General features: G+C 61.6%; 19 protein-coding genes. 10 read left to right on the top strand and 9 right to left on the bottom strand.

Translation table 11 applies throughout. The features are described from left to right. Positions 1-11: 11 nt before the first annotated feature. The 4 genes from CAG47_RS12465 to CAG47_RS12450 all read right to left on the bottom strand — a co-directional run bounded on the left by CAG47_RS12465 (position 12) and on the right by CAG47_RS12450 (position 4,682). Positions 12-2,267, bottom strand: a complete 2,256-nt coding sequence (locus tag CAG47_RS12465) for an Orn/Lys/Arg decarboxylase N-terminal domain-containing protein (RefSeq protein WP_085725156.1) — start codon at positions 2,265-2,267, stop codon at positions 12-14. A gap of 145 nt (positions 2,268-2,412) precedes the next feature. Then, positions 2,413-3,165: a DNA polymerase III subunit epsilon gene (gene dnaQ / locus CAG47_RS12460; RefSeq protein WP_085725155.1), complete on the bottom strand. Its 753-nt coding sequence runs from the start codon at positions 3,163-3,165 to the stop codon at positions 2,413-2,415. A gap of 213 nt (positions 3,166-3,378) precedes the next feature. Beyond that, complete coding sequence (gene rnhA / locus CAG47_RS12455; RefSeq protein WP_085725154.1) at positions 3,379-3,831, bottom strand: ribonuclease HI; 453 nt, start codon at positions 3,829-3,831, stop codon at positions 3,379-3,381. Between the two features lie 92 nt (positions 3,832-3,923). After that, on the bottom strand, positions 3,924-4,682 hold the full coding sequence (locus CAG47_RS12450) for a class I SAM-dependent methyltransferase (RefSeq protein ID WP_085725153.1): 759 nt from the start codon (positions 4,680-4,682) through the stop codon (positions 3,924-3,926). Between the two features lie 65 nt (positions 4,683-4,747). Between CAG47_RS12450 and gloB the strand changes: the two genes are divergently transcribed. From gloB to fabI, 8 genes are all read left to right on the top strand, one after another. Next, entirely contained in the window at positions 4,748-5,515 is a 768-nt protein-coding gene (gene gloB / locus CAG47_RS12445; RefSeq protein WP_085725152.1) for a hydroxyacylglutathione hydrolase, read from the top strand. Between the two features lie 99 nt (positions 5,516-5,614). Further along, positions 5,615-7,045, top strand: a complete 1,431-nt coding sequence (locus CAG47_RS12440; RefSeq protein ID WP_085725151.1) for a LysM peptidoglycan-binding domain-containing protein — start codon at positions 5,615-5,617, stop codon at positions 7,043-7,045. Positions 7,046-7,336: 291 nt separating this feature from the next. Then, on the top strand, positions 7,337-9,157 hold the full coding sequence (locus tag CAG47_RS12435; protein WP_371917205.1) for an extracellular solute-binding protein: 1,821 nt from the start codon (positions 7,337-7,339) through the stop codon (positions 9,155-9,157). Further along, positions 9,154-10,995, top strand: a complete 1,842-nt coding sequence (locus CAG47_RS12430) for an extracellular solute-binding protein (RefSeq protein ID WP_085725149.1) — start codon at positions 9,154-9,156, stop codon at positions 10,993-10,995. The genes CAG47_RS12435 and CAG47_RS12430 overlap by 4 nt, the downstream gene beginning before the upstream one ends. 4 nt (positions 10,996-10,999) lie before the next feature. Further along, the gene (locus tag CAG47_RS12425; RefSeq protein WP_085725148.1) at positions 11,000-12,073 is read left to right on the top strand and encodes a microcin C ABC transporter permease YejB; all 1,074 of its coding nucleotides are present in this window, start codon (positions 11,000-11,002) and stop codon (positions 12,071-12,073) included. 1 nt (position 12,074) lies between these two features. Next, positions 12,075-13,094 carry an ABC transporter permease gene (locus tag CAG47_RS12420; RefSeq protein WP_085725147.1) on the top strand — a complete coding sequence of 340 codons (1,020 nt, stop codon included), beginning with the start codon at positions 12,075-12,077 and terminating at the stop codon, positions 13,092-13,094. Between the two features lies 1 nt (position 13,095). Then, positions 13,096-14,706 carry an ABC transporter ATP-binding protein gene (locus CAG47_RS12415; RefSeq protein WP_085725146.1) on the top strand — a complete coding sequence of 537 codons (1,611 nt, stop codon included), beginning with the start codon at positions 13,096-13,098 and terminating at the stop codon, positions 14,704-14,706. A 19-nt stretch (positions 14,707-14,725) separates the two neighbouring features. Beyond that, complete coding sequence (gene fabI / locus CAG47_RS12410) at positions 14,726-15,520, top strand: enoyl-ACP reductase FabI (RefSeq protein WP_085725145.1); 795 nt, start codon at positions 14,726-14,728, stop codon at positions 15,518-15,520. 166 nt (positions 15,521-15,686) lie between these two features. On the opposite strand, the gene CAG47_RS12405 is transcribed toward fabI, so the two are convergent. The 5 genes from CAG47_RS12405 to CAG47_RS12385 form a co-directional block, all read right to left on the bottom strand. Further along, on the bottom strand, positions 15,687-16,280 hold the full coding sequence (locus tag CAG47_RS12405) for a GGDEF domain-containing protein (protein WP_085725144.1): 594 nt from the start codon (positions 16,278-16,280) through the stop codon (positions 15,687-15,689). A gap of 74 nt (positions 16,281-16,354) precedes the next feature. After that, positions 16,355-16,936 carry a hypothetical protein gene (locus CAG47_RS12400; RefSeq protein WP_085725143.1) on the bottom strand — a complete coding sequence of 194 codons (582 nt, stop codon included), beginning with the start codon at positions 16,934-16,936 and terminating at the stop codon, positions 16,355-16,357. Between the two features lies 1 nt (position 16,937). Then, the gene (locus CAG47_RS12395) at positions 16,938-19,106 is read right to left on the bottom strand and encodes a xanthine dehydrogenase family protein molybdopterin-binding subunit (RefSeq protein WP_085725142.1); all 2,169 of its coding nucleotides are present in this window, start codon (positions 19,104-19,106) and stop codon (positions 16,938-16,940) included. Positions 19,107-19,113: 7 nt separating this feature from the next. Then, positions 19,114-19,569 (bottom strand): (2Fe-2S)-binding protein, encoded by a 456-nt coding sequence (locus tag CAG47_RS12390; protein WP_085725141.1) that lies wholly within the window; start codon positions 19,567-19,569, stop codon positions 19,114-19,116. 173 nt (positions 19,570-19,742) lie between these two features. Continuing rightward, entirely contained in the window at positions 19,743-20,897 is a 1,155-nt protein-coding gene (locus CAG47_RS12385) for an NnrS family protein (protein WP_085725140.1), read from the bottom strand. Positions 20,898-21,260: 363 nt separating this feature from the next. Between CAG47_RS12385 and CAG47_RS12380 the strand changes: the two genes are divergently transcribed. Further along, positions 21,261-21,764, top strand: coding sequence for a VOC family protein (locus CAG47_RS12380; protein ID WP_085725139.1), 504 nt, complete (start codon positions 21,261-21,263; stop codon positions 21,762-21,764). A 33-nt stretch (positions 21,765-21,797) separates the two neighbouring features. Then, positions 21,798-22,631, top strand: coding sequence for an AraC family transcriptional regulator (locus CAG47_RS12375; protein WP_085725138.1), 834 nt, complete (start codon positions 21,798-21,800; stop codon positions 22,629-22,631). Positions 22,632-22,657 lie beyond the last annotated feature (26 nt).

The raw sequence follows: 22,657 nt of genomic DNA, 5'->3' as shown, positions 1-22,657 counted from the left end.
GGGAATAGTCCTCACTCCTTGATGCAATCGACGGTGTAGCACCGCCCATTGCCCTGATCTTCGTGTTGCAATCCGTGCACATCAGCAACGAAACCCGGGAAACTGCTATCGAACGTACGGGCAAATGCCAGGTAATCGATGATCGAGCGGGTCGACTCGGTAAAACGCTCGCCCGGCATGATCAACGGAATGCCCGGTGGATACGGCACCAGCATCACCGCGGCGATCCGCCCGTCCAGCGCATCGATCGATACCGCCTCGACTTCGCCCCGCACCAATTGATCATAGGCGTCCGCCGGCTTCATTGCGACTTCAGGCAGTACGGTGTACATGCGCTTGAGATGCCTGGCCGTGGCATTGCTGCGATAGCAGGCATGCAACTGATCGCACAGATCGCGCAGGCCCATGCCCTGATAGCGCGCGACATTTTCCTGCGCCACACAGGGCAGGCAACTGGCCAGACTGACGTTGGCGTCATAACTGCGCTTGAACTCCAGCAATTCGGTGAGCAGCGTGCTCCATTTGCCCTTGGTGATGCCCATGGAGAACAACACCAGGAACGAATACAGCCCCGTCTTCTCGACCACCAGGCCGCGCTCCCAAAGGAACTTGCTGACCACGGCCGCCGGAATCCCGCGCTCGCTGAGGGCCCCACCGGCAGTCAGCCCCGGCATCACCAGTGTGACCTTGATCGGGTCGAGCAACACATAGTCGTCGGTCACGCCGCCAAAGCCATGCCAGTCGGCATCGGGTTGCAGCAACCAGTCCTCGGTGACGACCCGCTCGATACCTTCCGCAGAAGGCGGTTGCCAGATCGAAAACCACCAGTCATCTGCAGCGATGTGCTGGCGCAAGTTGGCCAGCGCCCGACGAAAACTCAGGGCTTCGTCGAACATTTCCTGCAACAGTGAACGCCCGGCCGGCCCTTCCATCATCGCCGATGCCACATCCAGCGAGGCGATGATGCCGTACTGCGGCGAGGTCGAGATGTGCATCATGAATGCTTCGTTGAAGCGATCCCGGTCCAGTTGCCTGGCGCCGCCATCGCGCACATGAATCATCGACGCCTGACTGAAAGCCGCCAGCAACTTGTGGGTGGAGTGAGTGGTAAACACCAGCGGGCTGCCTTCATCACGGGACGTGCCCATGCCGTAGCGCCCGGCAAAAAACTCATGAAACGCCGCATAGGCATACCAGGCCTCGTCGAAGTGCAGTACCTCAACGCTATTGCCCAGTTGCTGCCTGATCAGCTCGGCGTTGTAGCAGAGGCCGTCATACGTCGAATTGGTCACTACAGCGAGCTTGACCTTCGGCGAACGCCCCTTGGTCAGCGGACTGGCGTCGATCTTGGCCTGGATCGATTCGCGGCTGAACTCGCTCAGGGGGATGGGGCCGATGATCCCCAGCTCATTGCGTTCCGGACACAAGTACAGCGGAATAGCACCGGTCATGATGATCGAGTGCAACACCGATTTGTGGCAATTACGATCCACCAGCACCAGGTCGTCGCGAGCGACCACCGAGTGCCAGACAATCTTGTTGGCCGTGGACGTGCCATTGATCACGAAAAAAGTGTGGTCCGCACCGAAATTACGTGCCGCACGGGCCTCGGCCTCGGCAAGGGGGCCGGTGTGATCGAGCAGGGAGCCAAGCTCCGGCACTGACACCGAAAGATCCGAGCGCAGGGTGTTTTCCCCGAAAAACTGGTGAAACGCCTGTCCCACCGGACTTTTGTGATACGCCACGCCACCGCCGTGACCCGGGGTGTGCCAGGAGTAATTGGAATCCGCCGTGTGTTGCACCAGGGCCTTGAAGAACGGAGGCAACAGGCCATCAAGGTATTTGCGCGCGGCACGGGCCACCTGTCGGGCGAGAAAAGGCACCGTGTCTTCAAACAGATAAAGAATGCCGCGTAACTGATTGAGCTCGGCCATGGCATCGGCGGGCGCGTTTTCCAGGGTCACTTTTTCGCCCAGGGCAAAGATCGGCAGATCCGGTGCGCGCACTCGCGCCAGACCGATGAGTTCGGCCATGTTTTGCAACAAATGGGAATGGGTGCTGGCGTCTTCGGACGCAATCAACATGCAAGACAGGCCGTGGTACGTCGACGCCACCAATCGCCCTTCGGTGTAGTCCACCGCCGAAACGACGCTGAACCCTTCCTGTTCCAGCTCCCGGGCAATCCCCCGCACGCGGTCACCGGCAACGCTGTCGGCCTTGATGTCGCGATGGACAATCAGGACCGGGAACTTCAAATCTTTATACATGAGGCTCAGCCCCCTGAGGCGGCAGCGCAGAGCCTGCCAATCACCTCAGGGTAGAGTGTTGCCGCGGATGTAGCGAGTGGGACGCACCAACCAGTGGCAACGAGGGCCCCCACCACCACATAAAGCATTCATTGAAAATCAGGCACTACGCCTGCGCCTCAGCCTCGGCCAGTTGCACCCACAACGCCGGAGCGCCGGCGGATTTACCGATGACTTCCAGGCGCGCTGCGTGACTGGCGAGGTCGTCTTCGCTGGCGCGGATGATGCGCGTTGGCTGGCGGTCCGCCGGCAGGCGACGGATCTCGATGGCCGAATTGTCCGCCCCTTCGCCGGAGCCATCGGAGGCATTGCCGGCCAGGGAGAGACTGGTCTGCCCCCCGGTCATGGTCAGGTAGACGTCGGCGAGAATCTCGGAGTCGAGCAAGGCGCCGTGCAGTTCACGGCCGGAGTTGTCGACGCCATAGCGCTTGCACAGGGCGTCGAGGCTGTTGCGCTGCCCCGGGTGACGCTCCCGGGCCATCATCAGGGTATCGAGGATCGTGCAGTGCTGCGTGATGTCCGCGCGATCCTGCTGCCCCATCAGGGCGAATTCGTTGTTGATGAAGCCAACGTCGAACGCCGCGTTATGGATGATCAGCTGCGCGCCCTTGATGAACTCGAAGAACTCATCGGCCACCTCGGCGAAACGCGGCTTGCCCACGAGGAATTCGTTGGTGATGCCGTGGACGCCGATGGCACCCTCGTCACTTTCGCGATCGGGTTGCAGGTATACGTGAAAGTGCCGGCCCGTCAGGCGTCGGCCGATCAACTCGACACAGCCGATTTCGATAATCCGGTGGCCGTCGGTCACCGGCATACCGGTGGTTTCGGTGTCGAGTACAACGGATCTGGTGGCCATCAGTGCTCAGCTCTCAATCGGTCAATCGTGCAAAAGCGGCGATGTTAACACGCTCGCCGGGGTGTTTCAGATACACCGTGTCGCCCCTTTCGCGAGCAAGCCCGCTCCCACATTTGATCGGCGTCAGTTCACAACATTGTGGACGACACGAATCCTGTGTGGGAGCGGGCTTGCTCGCGAAAGCCACGGCGCGGTACATCGGTAGTACCGGAATCAGCTCTGTTTGGACCCGCGCACTTCATCGACACCACGGTTGGCCAACTGGTCGGCCCGTTCATTGCCGTGATGGCCAATGTGCCCGCGTACCCATTTCCAGGTCACTTTGTGGCGGTTGACCTGCTCGTCGAGCAACTTCCACAGGTCAGCGTTTTTCACCGGTTCCTTCGACGCGGTTTTCCAGCCGCGCTTCTTCCAGTTGTCCATCCACTCGTTGATGCCTTTCATCACGTACTGGGAGTCGGTCACCAGCAGCACCTCGCAGGGACGCTTGAGCTGTTCCAGGCCACGGATCGCACCCATGAGTTCCATGCGGTTGTTGGTGGTATTGGCTTCGCCGCCCCAGAGTTCCTTTTCGACGCCCTTGCACACCAGCAGTGCGCCCCAGCCGCCAGGGCCAGGATTGCCCTTGCAGGCCCCGTCGGTGAACAGTTCTACGCTATCGCTCATGCCAATCCATCCAGAAAATGCGCTGGCCCGCCGATCGCTGATCGACGACGCCGGAAGCCGGGACAGGCCCGGCCGCAAATGAAAAGTGTGTATTACGGTTCGATGTTGCGACGGTTGACCTTGGCCATCGGCAAGGGAATCAACTTGCCCATCGGCTCGCGCCGCTCCTGACGGACCGGTCGCAGGCCCACCACGATCTTGCGCGCCACCAATAAATAGAAACCGCCGCCTGACAGTTGCCAGTCACCGGCCTTGCGCTCCCAACCGGCCAGGCGAGTCTGCCATGCCGGTGACGCAAGCGGCGGACGATAGCACCCGAAGCGGCGTTTCTCCAGCGCGAAGCCCAGCAGGTTCAGCCAGTCCGCGACCCGAGAAGGCGAAATGCAGCGCGCCTTGCGCAGCGCATCCTGGGCAAACACATGCCGCAGGCCCCAACTGCTCCAGGGATTGATGCCGATGATCAGCAAATGCCCGCCGGGGCGCACGCTGCTGGCCGCCTCGCGAAGCAAACCGTGGGGCGACAGGCAGAAATCCAGGCCATGCTGCAATACCACCACATCGGCGGCATGTTCGCTCAGCGGCCAGGCCTGTTCTTCACAAACGATCTCGACCCCCGGCAATGGCGCGCCCAGGCGCACATTGCGCTGCACCTGTGGCGCTGACGGTGGAGTCTGGGCCGAGGGGCCGTAATGCACCAGATAGCCACCAAAGAACCGTCCGAGTTCGTCTTCGAGCATGCGCCGCTCTTCGTCCAGCAGAAATTGCCCGATCGGGCCAGCCAGCCACTCGCGGGCCGCGCTGATCAATGCCAGCCAGTCAGGATCAGCCTGTGCGAACGCTTTATCAGTCATTGCATTCTCCAACGCGCCAGGAAGTTCTAAGATGCGCCATTGTTTTCCGCTTGGCGAATCCGACGATGATACAGATCACTGCCCTGCCCGCCTTCACCGACAACTACATCTGGTTGTTACAAGACCACGGCAGCAAATGCTGCGCGGTGGTGGATCCGGGCGATGCCGCCCCGGTACAGGCCTGGCTCGCGGCCAATCCGGGCTGGGTCCTGAGTGATATTTTGATCACTCATCACCATCATGACCACGTCGGCGGCGTCGAGTTGCTGAAGAAAGCGACAAACGCGAAAGTCTATGGTCCGGCCAGCGAAAGGATCCCGGCGCGGGACGTCGCGCTCAAGGACAACGACAGGGTCAGCGTGCTCGGCTGGGATTTCGATGTGTTGGCAGTCCCAGGCCACACCCTGGGGCATATCGCCTACTACCATCACGGCCTGCTGTTCTGCGGCGATACCTTGTTTGCCGCCGGCTGCGGGCGCCTGTTCGAAGGCACGCCACAGCAAATGTACAACTCGCTGACACGCCTGGCGGCGTTGCCGGAAGACACGCTGGTCTACTGCACCCACGAATACACCTTGAGCAATCTGAAGTTCGCGGCAGCCGTCGAACCCAACAATCCGGACACTGCCGAGCGCCTGGACAAAGTCACCCGGCAACGGGATTCCGGGATCATGACGCTGCCGTCGACACTGGCGCTGGAAAAGCTCACAAACCCGTTTTTGCGCTCCGCTGAAACATCCGTTAAAGAAAAAGCGGACGAACGGACCGGCACCGATAACTCGGCGCCCGATATGGTTTTTGCTGCGCTTCGCGCTTGGAAAGACACGTTCTAAAGGGGTCTCCCAAGGCTGCAACAATTCTGAAAGGTTGACCGCACAGGGTGTGCTTTCTAGAATCGCCCGACATTTTTGCCCGGAACTTACTTCCAGCCAATGTCGTCACCTATTCGCAAAGCCATCAGCTCAGACGCATTGACCCGCTTGGCTCAAGCCATCGCGGTGGCTGTGTCCGCCACCCTGGCGGGCTGTTCCAGCCATGCGCCGCAGACCGATGCGGCGCACACGGCGAACATTGCCGCGCGCGCCAAGCAGAAGCCGATCTGGCTCAGCGAAAAACCCAGCCCGCAAATTCCGCAGGATGTCTGGGAGCGCATGCGCCAGGGCTTCCAGTTGCAGGACGGGCTGGGCGTCAACCCGCGCATCGAGCAACAGCGCCTGTGGTTCGCCAGCAATCCATCCTTCCTGGAGAACGCCGGCGAACGTGGCAGCCTCTACATTCACTACATCGTCGAGCGCCTTGAAGAGCGCAACATGCCGCTGGAACTGGCGCTGCTGCCAGTGATTGAAAGTGCCTACAACCCGATGGCCTATTCCCGGGCCGACGCGGTGGGTCTTTGGCAATTCATCCCCTCCACCGGGCGTTACTTCAACCTGCGTCAAACCCGCTTCTACGATGGCCGTCGCGACATCACCGCGTCGACCACCGCCGCAATGGATTACCTGACCCGCCTGCACGACATGTTCAACGGCGACTGGCTGCTGGCCCTGGCGGCCTACAACGCCGGCGAAGGCACCGTCAGCCGGGCCATCGAGCGCAACGAGCGCCTCGGCCTGCCGACCGACTACTGGAACCTGCCGCTGCCCGCCGAAACCCAGGCTTATGTGCCGAAGTTGCTGGCACTGTCGCAAGTGGTGATGGCGCCGGAAGCCTACGGCGTGAACCTCAACCCGATCGCCAACGAACCCTATTTCCAGGTCGTCGAAATCAACCAGCGCATGGACCTGTCCAAGGTCGCCGAAGTGGCCAACATCGACGAAGACGAACTGTTCCAGTTGAACCCGGCCTTCAAGCAGCGCACGACCATCGACGGCCCGCAACACCTGCTGGTGCCAACCTCCAAGGCGCAGTTGCTGACCAGCAGCCTGCAGACCATGCGCCCTGAAGAGCTGATCAGCAAAAAATCCCTCAAGCCGGTCTTCGAAGGTGCCAGTGACACCCAGGTCGCCAGCGTCAAGCGTTCCTACCGGGTCAAACGGGGTGACAACCTCGGCTCAATCGCCAAGGCCAACAACGTTGACGTGAAGGACCTGCAACGCTGGAACAAACTGTCCGGCAAGAACATCAAGCCCGGCCAGACCCTGGTCCTGCAGGACAACGGCAAACGCGGTTCCGGACGCGTCGACACCGTGATTGCAGCGAACACCAAAAAGCAGCAGACCACGTACAAGGTCCAGCAAGGCGACTCGTTGTACATCGTGGCCAAACGCTTCAACGTAGAGATGCAGCACCTCAAGCGCTGGAACCCGCGTGTCGGCCAGGCGCTGAAGCCTGGCCAGATGTTGACGGTGGCCAATCCGCATTAAAAACAGCCCCTGAATTCAGGGGCTGTTTTATACTTGCGCGAGCGCAAAACCCTGTAGGAGCGAGCCTGCTCGCGATGAGGGCTAATCAGTTTGCATTGATGGCGACTGACACTCCGTCATCGTCGGATCGCCGCCCGGAGCAAGCCGCAAGCGGGCACCCGCTCCCACAGGGATTGTGGCCCGGCCGATACTGCGCATTCACCCCCGTCTTTTTCCTGTCCATACAAGCTGTTACTGTACGATCCACAAAGCCCAAGCCGCCTGGATCGGACCCCCTATTTGAAGCGTTCCCTGCCCCTGTTCCTGATCAGCCTGGCCTTGAGTTCCACCGCGAGCGCGACGATCAGCGAAAGCCATGGTTATGCGCAGTTCGGCACGCTCAAGTACCCAGCCCGATTTACCCACTTCGACTGGGTCAACCCGCAAGCGCCCAAGGGTGGAACGTTGCGGGTCATGGCGTTTGGCACCTTCGATACGCTCAATCCCTACACTTTCAAGGGCACCAGCCCGGTCACCACACCCAGTTTCCTGCAGTACGGTATCAATGAGCTCAACGAGCCGCTGATGGTCGGCACCGGGCAGTACGCGCCCTCGGGTGACGAGCCCGCATCCAGCTATGGCCTGATCGCCCGGTCGGTGGAATACAACGAGGATCGCAGTTGGGTGGTGTTCAACCTGCGCCCCGAAGCGCGCTTCCATGACGGCACGCCGATCACCGCCTACGACGTCGCGTTCTCCTACCGCACGTTGCTCAAGGAAGGCCATCCGCTGTACCGCACCAGCCTTCAGGAAGTGTCACGGGTGGACATCCTCAACCCGCTGCGAATCCGCTTCGTGCTCAAGCGCGCCGGCAATCCGCTGCTGATCCTGCGCCTGGGCGAAATGCCGGTGCTGGCACAGCACTACTGGAAAGGTCGCGACTTCAAGGCCACCACCTTCGAACCACCCCTGGGCAGCGGACCGTATCGCATCACGTCGGTCACGCCGGGGCGACAGATCGTCTTCGAGCGGGTCAAGGATTACTGGGGCAAGGACCTGCCGGTCAATCGCGGCAAGTACAATTTCGATCGCATGGAAGTCGAGTTCTACCGTGACAGTGACGTGGCGTTCGAGGCGTTCAAGGCCGGTGAGTTCGACCTCTATATCGAGCATCAGGCGAAGAACTGGGACAGCGGCTACAACTTCCCGGCCATACGCCGCGGTGAGGTGATCAAGGCGCAGATTGCCCATCGAATCCCGACCCAGACCCAGGGCCTGTTCATGAACAGCCGTCGCCCGACATTCTCGGACGCCAGGGTCCGTGAAGCACTGGGACTGATGTTCAACTTCGAGTGGACCAACCGCACGCTGTTCGGCGGGGCCTACCAACGCGCCAAGAGCTACTACCCCAACAGCGAGTTCTCGGCCGAGGGACTACCGGTCGGGCACGAATGGCTGCTGCTCAAGCCCTATCGCGACCAACTGCCGCCGAGGCTCTTTACCGAACCGTTCAGCCTGCCGCAGACCGACGGCCGCGGTATCCCCCGGGAGACCTTGCGCAAAGCGCTCGGCCTGCTCGCCGAAGCCGGCTGGAAGCTCAACGGCCAGCGTCTGCAAAACGCCGCCGGGCAACCGTTACGGCTGGAGTTGCTGCTGGTCAACCCGAACCTTGAACGCATCCTCCAGCCTTACGTCGAGACCCTGACCGGCATCGGCATCGATGCGCAACTGCGCACTGTCGATCGCGCACAATACAAACAACGCCTCGACCAGTTCGATTTCGACATGATTCTGATGACCCTCAACCAGACGCTCAGCCCGGGCCTGGAACAGTGGCAGTACTTTCATTCCAGCCAGGCCGGAGTCAAGGGCAGCAAGAACTACGCCGGCATCGCCAACCCGGTGGTCGACCATCTGCTCGAACAGTTACTGGCCGCCCAGAACCGCGATGAGCAAATCGCCGCCGGCAAGGCCCTCGACCGCGTGCTGCTGTGGCAGCACTACATCGTCCCCAACTGGTACCTCAATTATCACCGCCTGGCGTACCGCAACCGGCTCGCCTTCGTCACCACGCCGCCCTACACCCTGGGACTGAATGCGTGGTGGCTGAAATCTTCGGAGAAAGATCGATGAAACCCATCCGCAGCCTGCTCCTGCAGGCCAGCGGCCTGTTGTTCGCCGGGCTGGCCTGCGCCGCTCCGCAACACGCCGTGACCCTGTACAACGAGCCACCGAAGTACCCGGCCGACTTCAAACACTTCGATTACGTCAATCCCGACGCGCCCAAGGGCGGAACCTTCCGCCAGGCCGGCTTCGGCGGTTTCGACAGCCTCAACCCGTTCATCAGCAAGGGCGTGCCGGCGGACGATATCGGCATGATCTACGACACCCTGGCCAAACAGGGCCTGGACGAACCGTTCACCGAGTACGGCCTGATCGCCCGCCTGATCGAGAAAGCCCCGGACAACGGCTGGGTGCGTTTCTACCTGCGCCCCGAGGCGCGCTTCCACGACGGCCATCCGATCCGTGCCGAAGATGTGGTGTTCAGCTTCCAGATGCTGACCAAAGACGGCGCCCCGATGTACCGCGGCTACTACAGCGACGTGGCGGAAGTGGTCGCCGAAGACCCGCTCACCGTGCTGTTCAAGTTCAAGCACACCAACAACCGCGAACTGCCGCTGATCCTCGGCCAGTTGCCGGTGCTGCCCAAGCACTGGTGGGCCGACCGTGACTTCAACAAGGGCAACCTGGAAATCCCGCTGGGCAGCGGTCCATACAAGGTCAGCGAAGTGAAGGCCGGACGCTCGGTGCGTTATGAGCGGGTCAAGGATTACTGGGGCAAGGACCTGCCAGTCAATCGGGGTTTCTACAACTTCGACGTGATGACCACCGATTACTACCGCGACAACACCGTTGCCCTGGAGGCGCTCAAGGCCGGGCAGTTCGACTACTGGCTGGAGATGACCGCGAAGAACTGGGCCAACGCCTACAACATTGCGGCGGTCACCGAAGGCCGGCTGGTCAAGGAACAGATTCCCAACGGCAACCCGACCGGCATGCAAGGCTTCGTGTTCAATCTGCGCCGCCCGGTGTTCCAGGATGTTCGCGTACGCCAGGCCTTGTCGTTGTTGCTGGACTTCGAATGGACCAACAAGCAGCTGTTCAACAGCGCCTATGCACGCACACGCAGTTACTTCGAGAACTCGGAAATGGCCGCCACCGGCCTGCCGGATGCCGATCAGGTGGCGATCCTCGAGCCGTTGCGCAGCAAGCTGCCACCGCAGGTGTTCAGTGAAGCCTTCCAGAACCCGACCACCGACGGCAGCGGCATGATTCGCGCCCAACAACGGGAAGCCTATCAACTGTTGCAGGAGGCCGGCTGGCGTATCGTCGATGACAAAATGGTCGATGCCAGCGGCAAACCGGTGGTCATCGAGTTCCTGCTGGCCCAGACCGAGTTCGAACGGGTGCTGTTGCCGTTCAAGCGCAACTTGAGTGACCTGGGCATCGACCTGGTGATCCGCCGGGTCGATGTCTCGCAATACATCAACCGCGTGCGCTCCCGGGACTTCGACATGATCGTCGGCAGCTTCCCGCAATCCAATTCGCCGGGTAACGAACAACGGGAATTCTGGATGTCGGCCGCTGCCGACAAGCCCGGCAGCCGCAACTCCATGGGCCTGAAGGATCCGGTGGTCGATCAACTGGTCGAACAACTGATCAACGCCGATTCGCGTAAAAGCCTGGTGGCCCATGCCCGGGCGCTGGACCGCGTTCTGCAATGGGGCTATTACGTAATACCCAACTGGCACATCAAGACCTGGCGCGTGGCGTACTGGAACCACATCGGCCATCCAAAGGTCTCGCCCAAGTACGACATCGGCACGGCCACCTGGTGGGTCAAGCCTGACATCAAGCCGGCGATAGAAGTCGAAACCACACTGCAGGCCGAACCTGCGGGCACGGAGTAATCAGATGCTGGCGTACATATTTCGTCGACTGTTGCTGATCATTCCGACCCTGTTCGGCATTTTGCTGATCAACTTCGTGATCATCCAGGCCGCCCCGGGCGGGCCGGTGGAACAGATGATCGCCAAGCTCGAAGGCTTCGAAGGCGCCACCAGCCGCATCGCCGGCGGCGGTGCCGAAGTCTCGGTGGCAGGCTCGGCCTACCGCGGCGCCCAGGGACTGGACCCGGCGCTGATCAAGGAAATCGAGCACATGTACGGTTTCGACAAGTCGGCGCCGGAACGCTTGTGGATCATGGTCAAGAACTATGCGGCGCTGGATTTCGGCGACAGCTTCTTCCGTGACGCCAAGGTCATCGACCTGATCAAGGAAAAGATGCCGGTCTCGATCTCCCTCGGACTGTGGAGCACGCTGATCATGTACCTGGTGTCGATCCCGCTGGGGATCGCCAAGGCCACGCGGCACGGCAGTCACTTCGACGTCTGGACCAGCTCGGCGATCATCGTCGGCTACGCGATCCCGGCGTTCCTGTTCGCCATCCTGCTGATCGTGGTGTTTGCCGGCGGCAGTTACCTGGACTGGTTCCCGTTGCGCGGCCTGACCTCGAACAACTTCGATGAACTGAGCATGGGCGGCAAGATCCTCGACTACTTCTGGCACCTGGCGCTGCCGGTGACCGCGCTGGTGATCGGCAACTTCGCGACCATGACCCTGCTGACCAAAAACAGCTTCCTCGATGAAATCAACAAGCAATACGTGATCACCGCCAAGGCCAAGGGCCTGACCAACCACCGCGTGTTGTACGGCCACGTGTTCCGCAACGCCATGCTGCTGGTGATCGCCGGTTTCCCCTCAGCCTTCATCGGGATCTTCTTCACCGGCTCGTTGCTGGTGGAGGTGATTTTCTCCCTCGACGGCCTTGGCCTGATGAGTTTCGAGGCGGCGATCAACCGCGATTACCCGGTGGTGTTTGGCACTCTGTTCATCTTCACCCTGGTCGGGCTGGTGGTGAAACTGATCGGCGACCTCACCTACACCTTTGTCGATCCGCGCATCGACTTCGAAAGCCGGGAGCATTGAGATGAACCTGTCCCCTCTCAATCGCCGTCGCTTCGAACTGTTCAAGGCCAACCGGCGTGGCTGGTGGTCGCTGTGGCTGTTCCTGATCCTGTTCGGCGCAAGCCTTGGCGCCGAACTGATCGCCAACGACAAGCCGCTGGCGGTGCATTACGACAACAACTGGTACTTCCCGGCGCTCAAGCGCTACCCGGAAACCACCTTCGGCGGCGAATTTCCGCTGGAGGCGAACTACAAGAGCCCCTACATCCGCGAACTGCTCAAGGCCAAGGACGCCTGGGTACTGTGGGCGCCGATCCCCTACAGCTACCAGAGCATCAACTACGACCTGAAGGTCCCGGCGCCGGCCCCGCCCTCGGCGGACAACCTGCTGGGCACCGACGATCAGGGCCGTGACGTGCTGGCCAGGGTGATCTACGGCTTCCGCATTTCGGTGCTGTTCGCCCTGACCCTGACCGTACTCAGCTCGATCATCGGCGTGATCGCCGGGGCCTTGCAGGGTTTCTACGGCGGCTGGGTGGATCTGGCCGGGCAACGTTTCCTGGAGATCTGGTCCGGGCTGCCGGTGCTGTACCTGCTGATCATCCTCGCCAGTTTCGTGCAACCCAACTTCTGGTGGCTGCTGGGGATCATGCTGCTGTTCTCGTGGATGAGCCTGGTGGACGTGGTGCGCGCCGAGTTCCTGCGCGGGCGCAACCTGGAATACGTGCGTGCCGCCCGCGCCCTGGGCATGCAGAACGGTGCGATCATGTTCCGCCATATCCTGCCCAACGCGATGGTCTCGACCATGACCTTCATGCCGTTCATCCTCACGGGCGCCATCGGCACCCTGACCGCCCTGGACTTCCTCGGTTTCGGCCTGCCCGCGGGCAGCCCGTCCCTGGGTGAACTGGTGGCCCAGGGCAAATCCAACCTGCAGGCGCCGTGGTTGGGCATCAGCGCCTTTGCCGTGCTGGCGGTGATGTTGAGCCTGCTGGTGTTCATCGGCGAGTCCGCTCGCGATGCCTTCGACCCGAGGAAGTGAAATGAATCAGGAAAATCTGATCGAAGTGCGCGACCTGTCCGTCGAGTTTGTCGTCGGCAATCGCTGTCAGCGGGCGGTCGAAGGCGTCAGCTTCGATATCAAGCGCGGTGAAACCCTGGCCCTGGTCGGCGAGAGCGGCTCCGGCAAATCGGTGACAGCGCACTCGATCCTGCGCCTTTTGCCCTACCCGCTCGCCCGGCACCCGTCCGGCGCCATCGAATATTCCGGGCAAAACCTGCTCAACCTGAAAGAAAAAACCATTCGCCACATTCGCGGCAACCGCATTGCAATGATCTTCCAGGAGCCGATGACCTCGCTCAATCCCCTGCACTCGATCGAAAAACAGATCAACGAAGTGCTGGGCATTCACATGGGACTGAGTGGCAAGGTCGCGACCAAACGCACGCTGGAACTGCTGGAGATGGTCGGCATCCCCGAGCCGCACAAGCGCCTCAAGGCCCTGCCCCACGAACTGTCTGGCGGCCAGCGCCAGCGGGTGATGATCGCCATGGCCCTGGCCAACGAGCCGGAACTGCTGATCGCCGACGAGCCGACCACCGCGCTGGACGTGACCGTTCAGCTGAAAATCCTCGAATTGCTCAAGCAATTGCAGGCGCGCCTGGGCATGGCGTTGCTGCTGATCAGCCACGATTTGAACCTTGTGCGAAGAATTGCGCATCGCGTATGTGTCATGCAGCGAGGTTGCATCGTCGAACAGGCATCGTGCGAAGAACTGTTCCGCGCGCCGCAGCATCCGTACACTCGGGAACTGCTGGCGGCGGAGCCAGACGGCAAGCCTGCCGGCAACGTGATCGGCCCGCCACTGCTGGCGGTCGAGGACCTGAAAGTCTGGTTTCCGATCAAGAAAGGCCTGCTCAAGCGCACGGTGGATTACGTCAAGGCGGTCGATGGCATCAACTTCAGCCTGCCCCGGGGCCAGACCCTGGGAATCGTGGGTGAAAGCGGCTCCGGCAAGTCGACGCTGGGCCTGGCGATTTTGCGGTTGATTGCCAGCAAAGGCGCAATTCGCTTTGAAGGCCAGCAGCTGGACTGCCTGACGCAGCAACAAGTCAGGCCACTGCGGCGGGAGTTGCAAGCGGTGTTTCAGGACCCTTTCGGCAGCCTGAGCCCGAGGATGTGCGTGAGCCAGATCGTTGGCGAAGGCCTGCGGATCCACAAGATGGGCACCGAGGCGGAACAGGAACAAGCGATTATTGCAGCACTCAAGGAGGTAGGTCTGGATCCGGAAACCCGGCACCGCTATCCCCACGAATTTTCCGGCGGGCAGCGGCAAAGAATCGCCATTGCCCGGGCATTGGTGTTAAAACCGGCGTTGATTTTGCTGGACGAGCCGACTTCGGCCCTCGACCGCACGGTGCAACGCCAGGTAGTGGAGCTTTTGCGTTCACTGCAAAGCAAGTACAACCTGACGTATCTGTTTATCAGCCATGACCTGGCTGTGGTGAAAGCGCTGAGCCACCAGTTGATGGTGGTCAAGCATGGCCAAGTGGTCGAACAGGGAGACGCGCAAAGCATTTTTGCCGCCCCCAAACATCCGTATACACAGCAGTTGCTGGAAGCCGCTTTTCTGGCTCCAGCCACTGCGCAATAACCTGAAAGAGGAGCAACACATGGGTTTTCTCGCCGGTAAGCGCGTACTGATCGTCGGTGTCGCCAGCAAGCTGTCCATCGCATCCGGCATCGCTGCCGCCATGCATCGCGAGGGCGCTGAGCTTGCCTTCACTTATCAGAACGACAAACTCAAGGGTCGTGTCGAAGAGTTCGCACAAGGCTGGGGTTCGAGTCCTGAACTGTGCTTCCCGTGCGACGTGGCCAGCGATGAAGAAATCGCCAAGGTCTTCGAAGCGCTGAGCAAGAAGTGGGACGGCCTGGACTGCATCGTGCACTCCGTGGGCTTCGCCCCGGGCGACCAACTGGACGGCGACTTCACCGAAGCCACTACCCGTGAAGGTTTCCGCATCTCCCACGACATCAGCGCCTACAGCTTCGTGGCCCTGGCCAAGGCCGGCCGCGAAATGATGAAAGGCCGCAACGGCAGCCTGCTGACCCTGTCGTACCTGGGCGCCGAGCGCACCATGCCGAACTACAACGTAATGGGCATGGCCAAGGCATCCCTGGAAGCCGGCGTGCGTTACCTGGCCGGCTCCCTGGGCCCGGACGGTACTCGCGTCAACTGCGTATCGGCAGGTCCCATCCGCACCCTCGCCGCTTCCGGCATCAAGAACTTCCGCAAGATGCTGGCCGCGAACGAAGCGCAAACTCCGCTGCGCCGCAACGTCACCATCGAAGAAGTCGGCAATGCCGGCGCCTTCCTGTGCTCGGACCTGGCGTCCGGCATCAGCGGTGAAATCATGTATGTGGACGGCGGCTTCAACACCACGGCCATGGGCAGCATCGAAGAGTAATCTTCGGGCAGCCAGATAAAGAACCCGCCTGATCAGGCGGGTTTTTTATGCCTGCCCCCCTGTAGGAGCGGGTGCCCGCTTGCGGCAAGCTCGCGATGGCGGCGTGTCAGGCGATGTGGAGGTTGGATGTGCCGGCCTCATCGCGAGCTTACTCGCTCCTACAGGTTTATATGGCGTTCCCGGGATTTGTGTCTGCTATTGCCCGCTCGGCCTCACCCAGCAGCTCCTCGATCGAGTCATGAACCGTGGGCACATATTCGACCTGGGTGACACTGAACCGAATGTCATAACTGCGACGCGCCGTGGCGTTGCGCTCCTCGAGGATCTCATTGAGCCGAGCCTTGATGGCCGCAATCTCCACGGAGCTGGATCCGGTCAGCAACGCCACGAACCGGTCGCCTTCAAGCCGCCCGACCACATCGTTCTCGCGAAAGCCGATGCGCAGGACATCGGCGAAGGTCTTGAGCGCATCGTCGGCTTTGGCCCGGCCATACAGGTAGCTGATGCGCTTGAATTCATCGAGGGTGAAGTACAACAACGTCGCCGACGTTTCCAGCGCTCGGCAAGCGTCCAGTCCAAGCCGGGCCAGCGCGGTGAAGCCATGGCGATTGGACAGCAGCGTCAGCTCATCCATGCTTGCCATTTGCACGCCGGCCAGCTCTCGCTCGGCCTGGCGCGCCATTTCACGCAGCCGCTGCCGTTCTTGCTGTGGCGTGAGCAACGGGCTTGCGGATCGGCCCGATTTGCCTGAGATCAACATGGTTAACTCCCTTGGCAGGTATGCACCTTAGAGTCGTCCACACCCGCATTGTCTCCACGCAAGCGTGCCGTTGGTCAGCTGCCGGTCACCGGGCACGGCCCTCCTGCATCGGCCCAGCGCTTGAACTGGGCGACGAAGATGTCGTGGGGCACCGGCACGGGTGCGCGACTACCGCCGGGATTCCAGCCCCACAGCACCAATCTGTCGTCGCTGACATGCTTGATCAGCGCGGCGAAATCCCGGTCACCGTTGCTGGAGCGATCCTTGATCATCGCGCAGAGCCGGTCGGCTGGCAGGCCAATCCAGGCCATCCGCTGCGCTGCCGGCGGCAGACCCCAGTGCGGTGCGCCGGGTGGCGCATGGGGACCGTAACTGGCCGGCGGATTGCTTTGCCCATGACAGGTTGCACAGGGCAACCCGGCCGAGCCCTTGCCGTCCATGCCGCGCACGACATTCATGGCGTGGGGCACTCCGGCATCGAATTGCAGCGGCGAATCACCGGGAATGTGGCAGTTCTGGCAACGGGGGCTCTGGAAAACTTTCTGCACGGTGTCGAACGCCTCCAAGGCCTCCCGCTCATCGGCGAGTACGTGGGATGCGTAGGCGATCAGGCAGACCAGAATCACCGTCCCGAGCAACCAGTGATGTCGTTTCATCTCACACCCCCGACAGCTGCAAGGGCAGCTCCCGCAGGCGCTGCCCGGTCAGGGCGAACACGGCGTTGGCCACCGCGGGAGCCGTGGGCGGCACACCGGCTTCGCCGATACCACCGGGTTTGTCGCTGCTGGGCAGGATATGCACTTCAACCACCGGCATTTCATTGAGCCGCAGCACCTGATAGTCGTGGTAGTTGGACTGCACCACTTGCCCGTTCTTGAGTGTCAGTTTGCTGTGCAAGGCAAAGCTGAGGCCAAAGGTGATGCCCGACTCCATCTGCGCGGCGATGCTCTGCGGGTTGACCGCAATGCCGCAGTCCACCGCACAGACCACCCGGTGCACGCGGATGGCGAGGTTGTCCTGGGACACCTCGGCCACTTGCGCCACATAGCTGCCGAACGATTCATGCACCGCCACACCCAGCGCATGGCCATCGGGCAGCGGCGCGGCCCAGTCGGCTTTCTCCACCGCGAGGTTGAGCACACCGAGGTGGCGCGGATGGTCCTTGAGCAAGGTGCGCCGATAGTCCACCGGATCCTTGCCGGTCGCCGCGGCCAGTTCATCGATCAGCGACTCCATGACAAACGCGGTATGGGTGTGCCCCACCGAACGCAACCACAACACGCTGATGCCGGTTTTCGGGGAGTGCAGTTCGATCTGGTGATGGGCCAGCCCGCCAATGTAGGGGCTGTCGGCCATGCCTTCGACCGACGTCTTGTCGATCCCGTCCTTGACCATGCTCGCTTCAAGGGAGGTTCCGGCCATGATCGACTGCCCGACCATCACATGTTTCCATGCCAGCGGCTGGCCGTCGGCGTCCAGCCCGATCCGTGCATGGTGCAGGAACGCCGAGCGGTAATAGCCACCGCGGATGTCATCCTCCCGCGCCCACACGGTTTTCACCGGGGCGCCGGCAGCCTTGGCGACATACACCGCTTCGCTGACGAAATCCGAAGTCGGATTGGCCCGCCGCCCGAAGCCACCGCCGAGAAACTCGGTATGGATCTCGACCTGTTCGGGTTTGAGCCCGGTGATTTTCCCGGCGACCATCTGGTCCAGGGTCTGGAATTGGGTGCCGGTCCAGATTTCGCATTTGTCCTGGGTGATGCGCACCGTACAGTTGAGCGGCTCCATCGGCGCGTGGGCCAGGTACGGCACGCTGTATTCGGCGTCGATGATCCTGGCCGCTTTCGCCAGCGCAGCCTGGGTATCGCCCGCCTGACCGGCGTTCAGGCCAGGGGTCGCGGCGAGTTTGCGGAAACTCTCCAGTAGCGCGTGGCTGTCGAGCCCGGCGTTCGGTCCCGGATCCCATTCGATTTTCAGCGCATCGCGCCCCAGCTTCGCCGCCCAGTAATGATCGGCGATCACCGCGATCCCCGTCGGCACCTGCACCACTTTGTGCACACCCGGAATCGCCAGCGCCTCGGCCCCTTCAAAGGATTTGACGGTGCCTCCGAAGGTGGGCGAACGGGCGACCATCGCGGTCATCAGCCCGTCGAACTGCACATCCATGCCGAATTTAGCCCGGCCGGTGATTTTCTCCGGGGTGTCCAGGCGCTTGGTGGGTCTGCCGATCAGCTTCCAATCCTTTGCCTCCTTGAGTGTGATCGAGGCCGGGTCCGGCCGTGGCAGTTGCCCGGCGTCATCGGCCAACTCGCCATAGGTGGCACGGTGTTCACCCGCAATGACCACGCCTGACTCGGTATGAATCTCGGACGGCGCGACGTTGAACCGCTTGGCCGCCGCGTCGATCAGCATCAAGCGCGCCGTCGCGCCGGCCTGGCGATAGCGATCGAACTCCATCCAGGTCGAGGTCGAGCCGCCGGTGATTTGCATGCCGCCAAAGCCAGGCAGGCCGTAGTCGACGGCCGATGCCGGGGCATGTTCGACGCGGATCCTTGACCAATCGGCGTCCAACTCTTCGGCAATCAGCATGGTCAGACCGGTCCAGATGCCCTGGCCCATTTCCGAGTGCCCCAGCAGCACGGTGACGCTGTTGTCATTGCCAATGCGCAGGAAAGCGTTGGGCGCAAACACGCTGCCCTGATTCTCCGCGCCCATGGCGAACCGATGGGCACCCGGCATGGCAAACGCCACCACCAGCCCACCGCCCAGCACAGCACTGCCCTTGAGGAAACCACGGCGCGAAAACGCGTTGATGCTGTTCATGGCCACCTCAACCCAGCTCGGCGGCGCGCTTGACCGCCGCGCGGATCCGCGGGTAAGTGCCGCAACGGCAGATGTTCCCGGACAGCGCCTGATCGATATCGTTGTCGGTCGGTTGCGGAATCTTTGCCAGCAACGCCGCCGCCGACATGATTTGCCCGGACTGGCAGTAACCGCACTGGACCACGTCAAGTTCCGCCCAGGCCTGTTGCACCGGATGCGAACCGTCCGCGGACAGCCCTTCGATGGTGAGAATCTTTTGCCCATGGGCCACGGCCGTGGCCGGTGTGATGCACGAGCGCAGCGGTGCGCCATCGACGTGTACGGTGCAGGCCCCGCATTGGGCTATGCCACAACCGAATTTGGTGCCGGTGAGGTGAGCGACATCGCGCAAGACCCAGAGCAGCGGCATGTCTGCGGGGACATCCAGCTCCTGATCCTGGCCATTGATGTTCAGGGTCAGCATGGCGCTTGTTCCTCAGATTCACGGTGATCTGAAGGGGCGTCGCTGCAGCCTCGTACAACCTGCGCGCGCCTCGGGTTATCCCTTCAGCTAAGCGCAAATTTCCCGGCAGGCCTTGGCGCATCGACCACCGGTCATGCAAAGGCCGCCTCGATGGGCGGCCATGGAACCCCTTGTTAGAGCCTTGGCCTCAATAAAATGCCTGCATAGCGCCAGACAAAAACCGCAAAAGCGCTGCACCACAGCAGCGCCGACAGCGCCAATCCGAGACTGGAAAAAGGCACCAGCCATACTCGGCACGCACCTGCCAGCAACAACAGGACAAACCCCGCAACGATCGCCCTGGACGGCTGCAACAACCGCCCGGTATGCCCCAGGCTGACCCGCGCAATCATCGCCAGAACCAACCCGCCAATACCGCCCACGGCCAGCGAATGGGTAGCCAGGCTTTGTTGCGATATCCAGCCCAGGTGCCACAGCGCCATGGCCAGCGTCGCCACCGCAAGCCACGCGTAAGCCAGGTACAGCGACCACAGCAGCGGCACGTTCCACAGGCCGAGGTCATGCCAGCGCCACAGGCGCAGCAGGTGCAAACCGCTCATCAACGCAAATAACAACGCCAGCCAAGCATGTGCGGTGTCGTTCAATCCGGCGGCAAAGGACACCGCCGCCAGCATGGCGCTGATCAGCAACACCTTGCCCGGCAGTGCAGGGGCCGCAGGCTTTGCCGGACGGTTCAGGCCGCGCTGGATAAAGAACGGAATCACCCGCCCGCCGATCACGCTCATCAGCGCGCCCACCAGCCACAAGGCGGCCAGCACACCATGACGTTGCAGATTGGCGTCATCGGCGACAAACCCCAGCAAGGTCAACGCCTGACACCCGGCCAGCAGCGACACCATCAGCAGAATCGGATAATTCTCGCGCTTGCCTGCAGCCACCAGATCGCGCCCCAGCGCCCATGCCAGCAATGGCAGAAACGGAACCTGCAAGGCCAACAACAAGGGTCCCGGCAGTGGCAGGAACCAGGCCAGTCGCGCCAGCAACCACACCAGCACCAGGCCGATCAGCGGCCAGCCCTTGAGCCCCGGTCGACCGGTCCAGTTAGGCACGGCTGTCAGGAGGAACCCGGCAATGATGGCGGAGGCGAATCCGAAGGGCATTTCATGTCGATGCCAGGCAAGCATGCCGCCCAGCGGTTGCGCGCCGGGCAGGCGGCCGTACAGCCACAGGGCCCAGAGCGCCACGGCGATGGCGGCGAAACCGGCACCGGCGAGAAAGAATGGGCGAAAGCCCAGACTGAAGAGCGGCGCAGCCGCCAGCCGGCGCATCAAGCCACTCCCCGGCTCGGCCGATACTGGGAAAGCAGGCACATGACAGCATTGAACATTTTGCGTACTCCTGTAGGCGTTCAGTTGTACGTTGTCTTCTTCATGTTCCGTGCCAGAATATTTCCCTTTGCAAATCAATACCTTCATTGCATTGGAGTCAATTTGACTCAAGGGAAATTTAGTCTTTATGACTCTCAAAAGAGTCATAAAGACAACATCATTCGTTAATCCCGCTCAGAGGACACTGAAAGGACTGGCCTACGACCTCGGCACCGGCTTTTTGGCGATCTACGGTACTGCCGAACGAACACAGGCTGGCTACGCTGTAATCCAGCATGCATAACCTGCCGAGGAGTGCCCGCCATGCAACGCGTACAAAAACTCACGCCCTGCCTGTGGTTCGACAATCAGGCCGAAGAGGCGGCGAAATTCTATTGCTCGATCTTCGATCATTCGAAAATCACCACCATCACCCATTACGGCCGCGCCGGTTTCGAGTTCCATGGCCGGCCGGAAGGCTCGGTCATGACGGTCAGCTTCGAGCTCGACGGGCAGAGCTTCACCGGCCTCAATGGCGGGCCGTTGTTCAAGTTCAGTGAGGCGGTTTCGTTTCAGGTCAATTGCCTGAGCCAGGAAGAAGTCGACCATTACTGGGGCAACCTGTCGGCCGGTGGCGCACCCGAGGCCCAGCAATGCGGCTGGCTCAGGGACAAGTTCGGGTTGTCGTGGCAGATCGTCCCTGTCGCCATGATGGACATGATCAAGGACCCCGACACGAAAAAATCCCAACGGGCCATGCAAGCGATGATGCAGATGAAAAAACTCGATATCGCGACATTGCAGCGCGCCTTTGACGGCGAGAGCTAATACACTCGGGCGCTGACCTGCCAAGGAGTGAGCATGAAGCACGCCGTTGCCAAAAACGCCGACCAGTCCCCGCGCTTCTGGCGCGATGACGCCCTGCCCTTCATCGAGGCCCGCGCCATCGCCGACGGGCGCGAAGTCTGCTACACCCGGCACGCCCACGAGCATTTTTCCATCGGTGCGATCACCGCCGGGCGCAGCACCTATCTCCATGAGCAGTCGGCATTCGAGGTCAACGTCGGCACGGTCGTGCTGATGAACCCCGGCGACGTCCACGCCTGCAACCCGATCGAAGACCAGCCCTGGTCGTACCTGATGCTGTACGTCGATACGCCGTGGCTGAGCGATTTGCAGCATCAGCTCGGCTTCAGCGATGACGCGGCGTTTCGCCGTTTCTCGGTGACCCATACGTGTGACGCCAGCCTGTTCGCCGGCCTCGCTGGCTTGTATGAGGTGCTGGTCGATCCGCAGCAGGATGTCCTGGGTAAACACAGCGCGGCCGTAGAGTTTTTCACTGATCTGCAGCAGCGCTTGAACCCGATCGACCCACCGCTGCGCGAACCCAATTTCAAGCTGGAGCGTGCCGCCGACTACATCCGCGACCACTGCACCCAAACCCTCAGGCTCGAAGACATCTGCGAGGCGGCGCAATTGTCAGCGTCCTACCTGATCCGCGCCTTCAAACAGCATTACGGCATGACACCCCACGCGTTCCTGGTGAACCGGCGCATCCAGTTCGCCCAGGATCAACTGCGCAGCGGCAAGCTGATCGCGGACGTGGCACTGGAAGCGGGGTTCGCCGATCAGGCGCACTTTCAGCGGGCATTCAAACAGCATCTGGCGGCGACGCCGGGGCAGTATCGGGGGTGAACCTGTGGTGCTGGCTGAGAGTGTAG

The organism is Pseudomonas sp. R37(2017), assembly GCF_002113375.1.
GTDB lineage: Bacteria > Pseudomonadota > Gammaproteobacteria > Pseudomonadales > Pseudomonadaceae > Aquipseudomonas.
The sequence above is the reverse complement of the archived record's forward strand: the minus strand, read 5'-3'. Positions and strand labels throughout refer to the sequence as shown.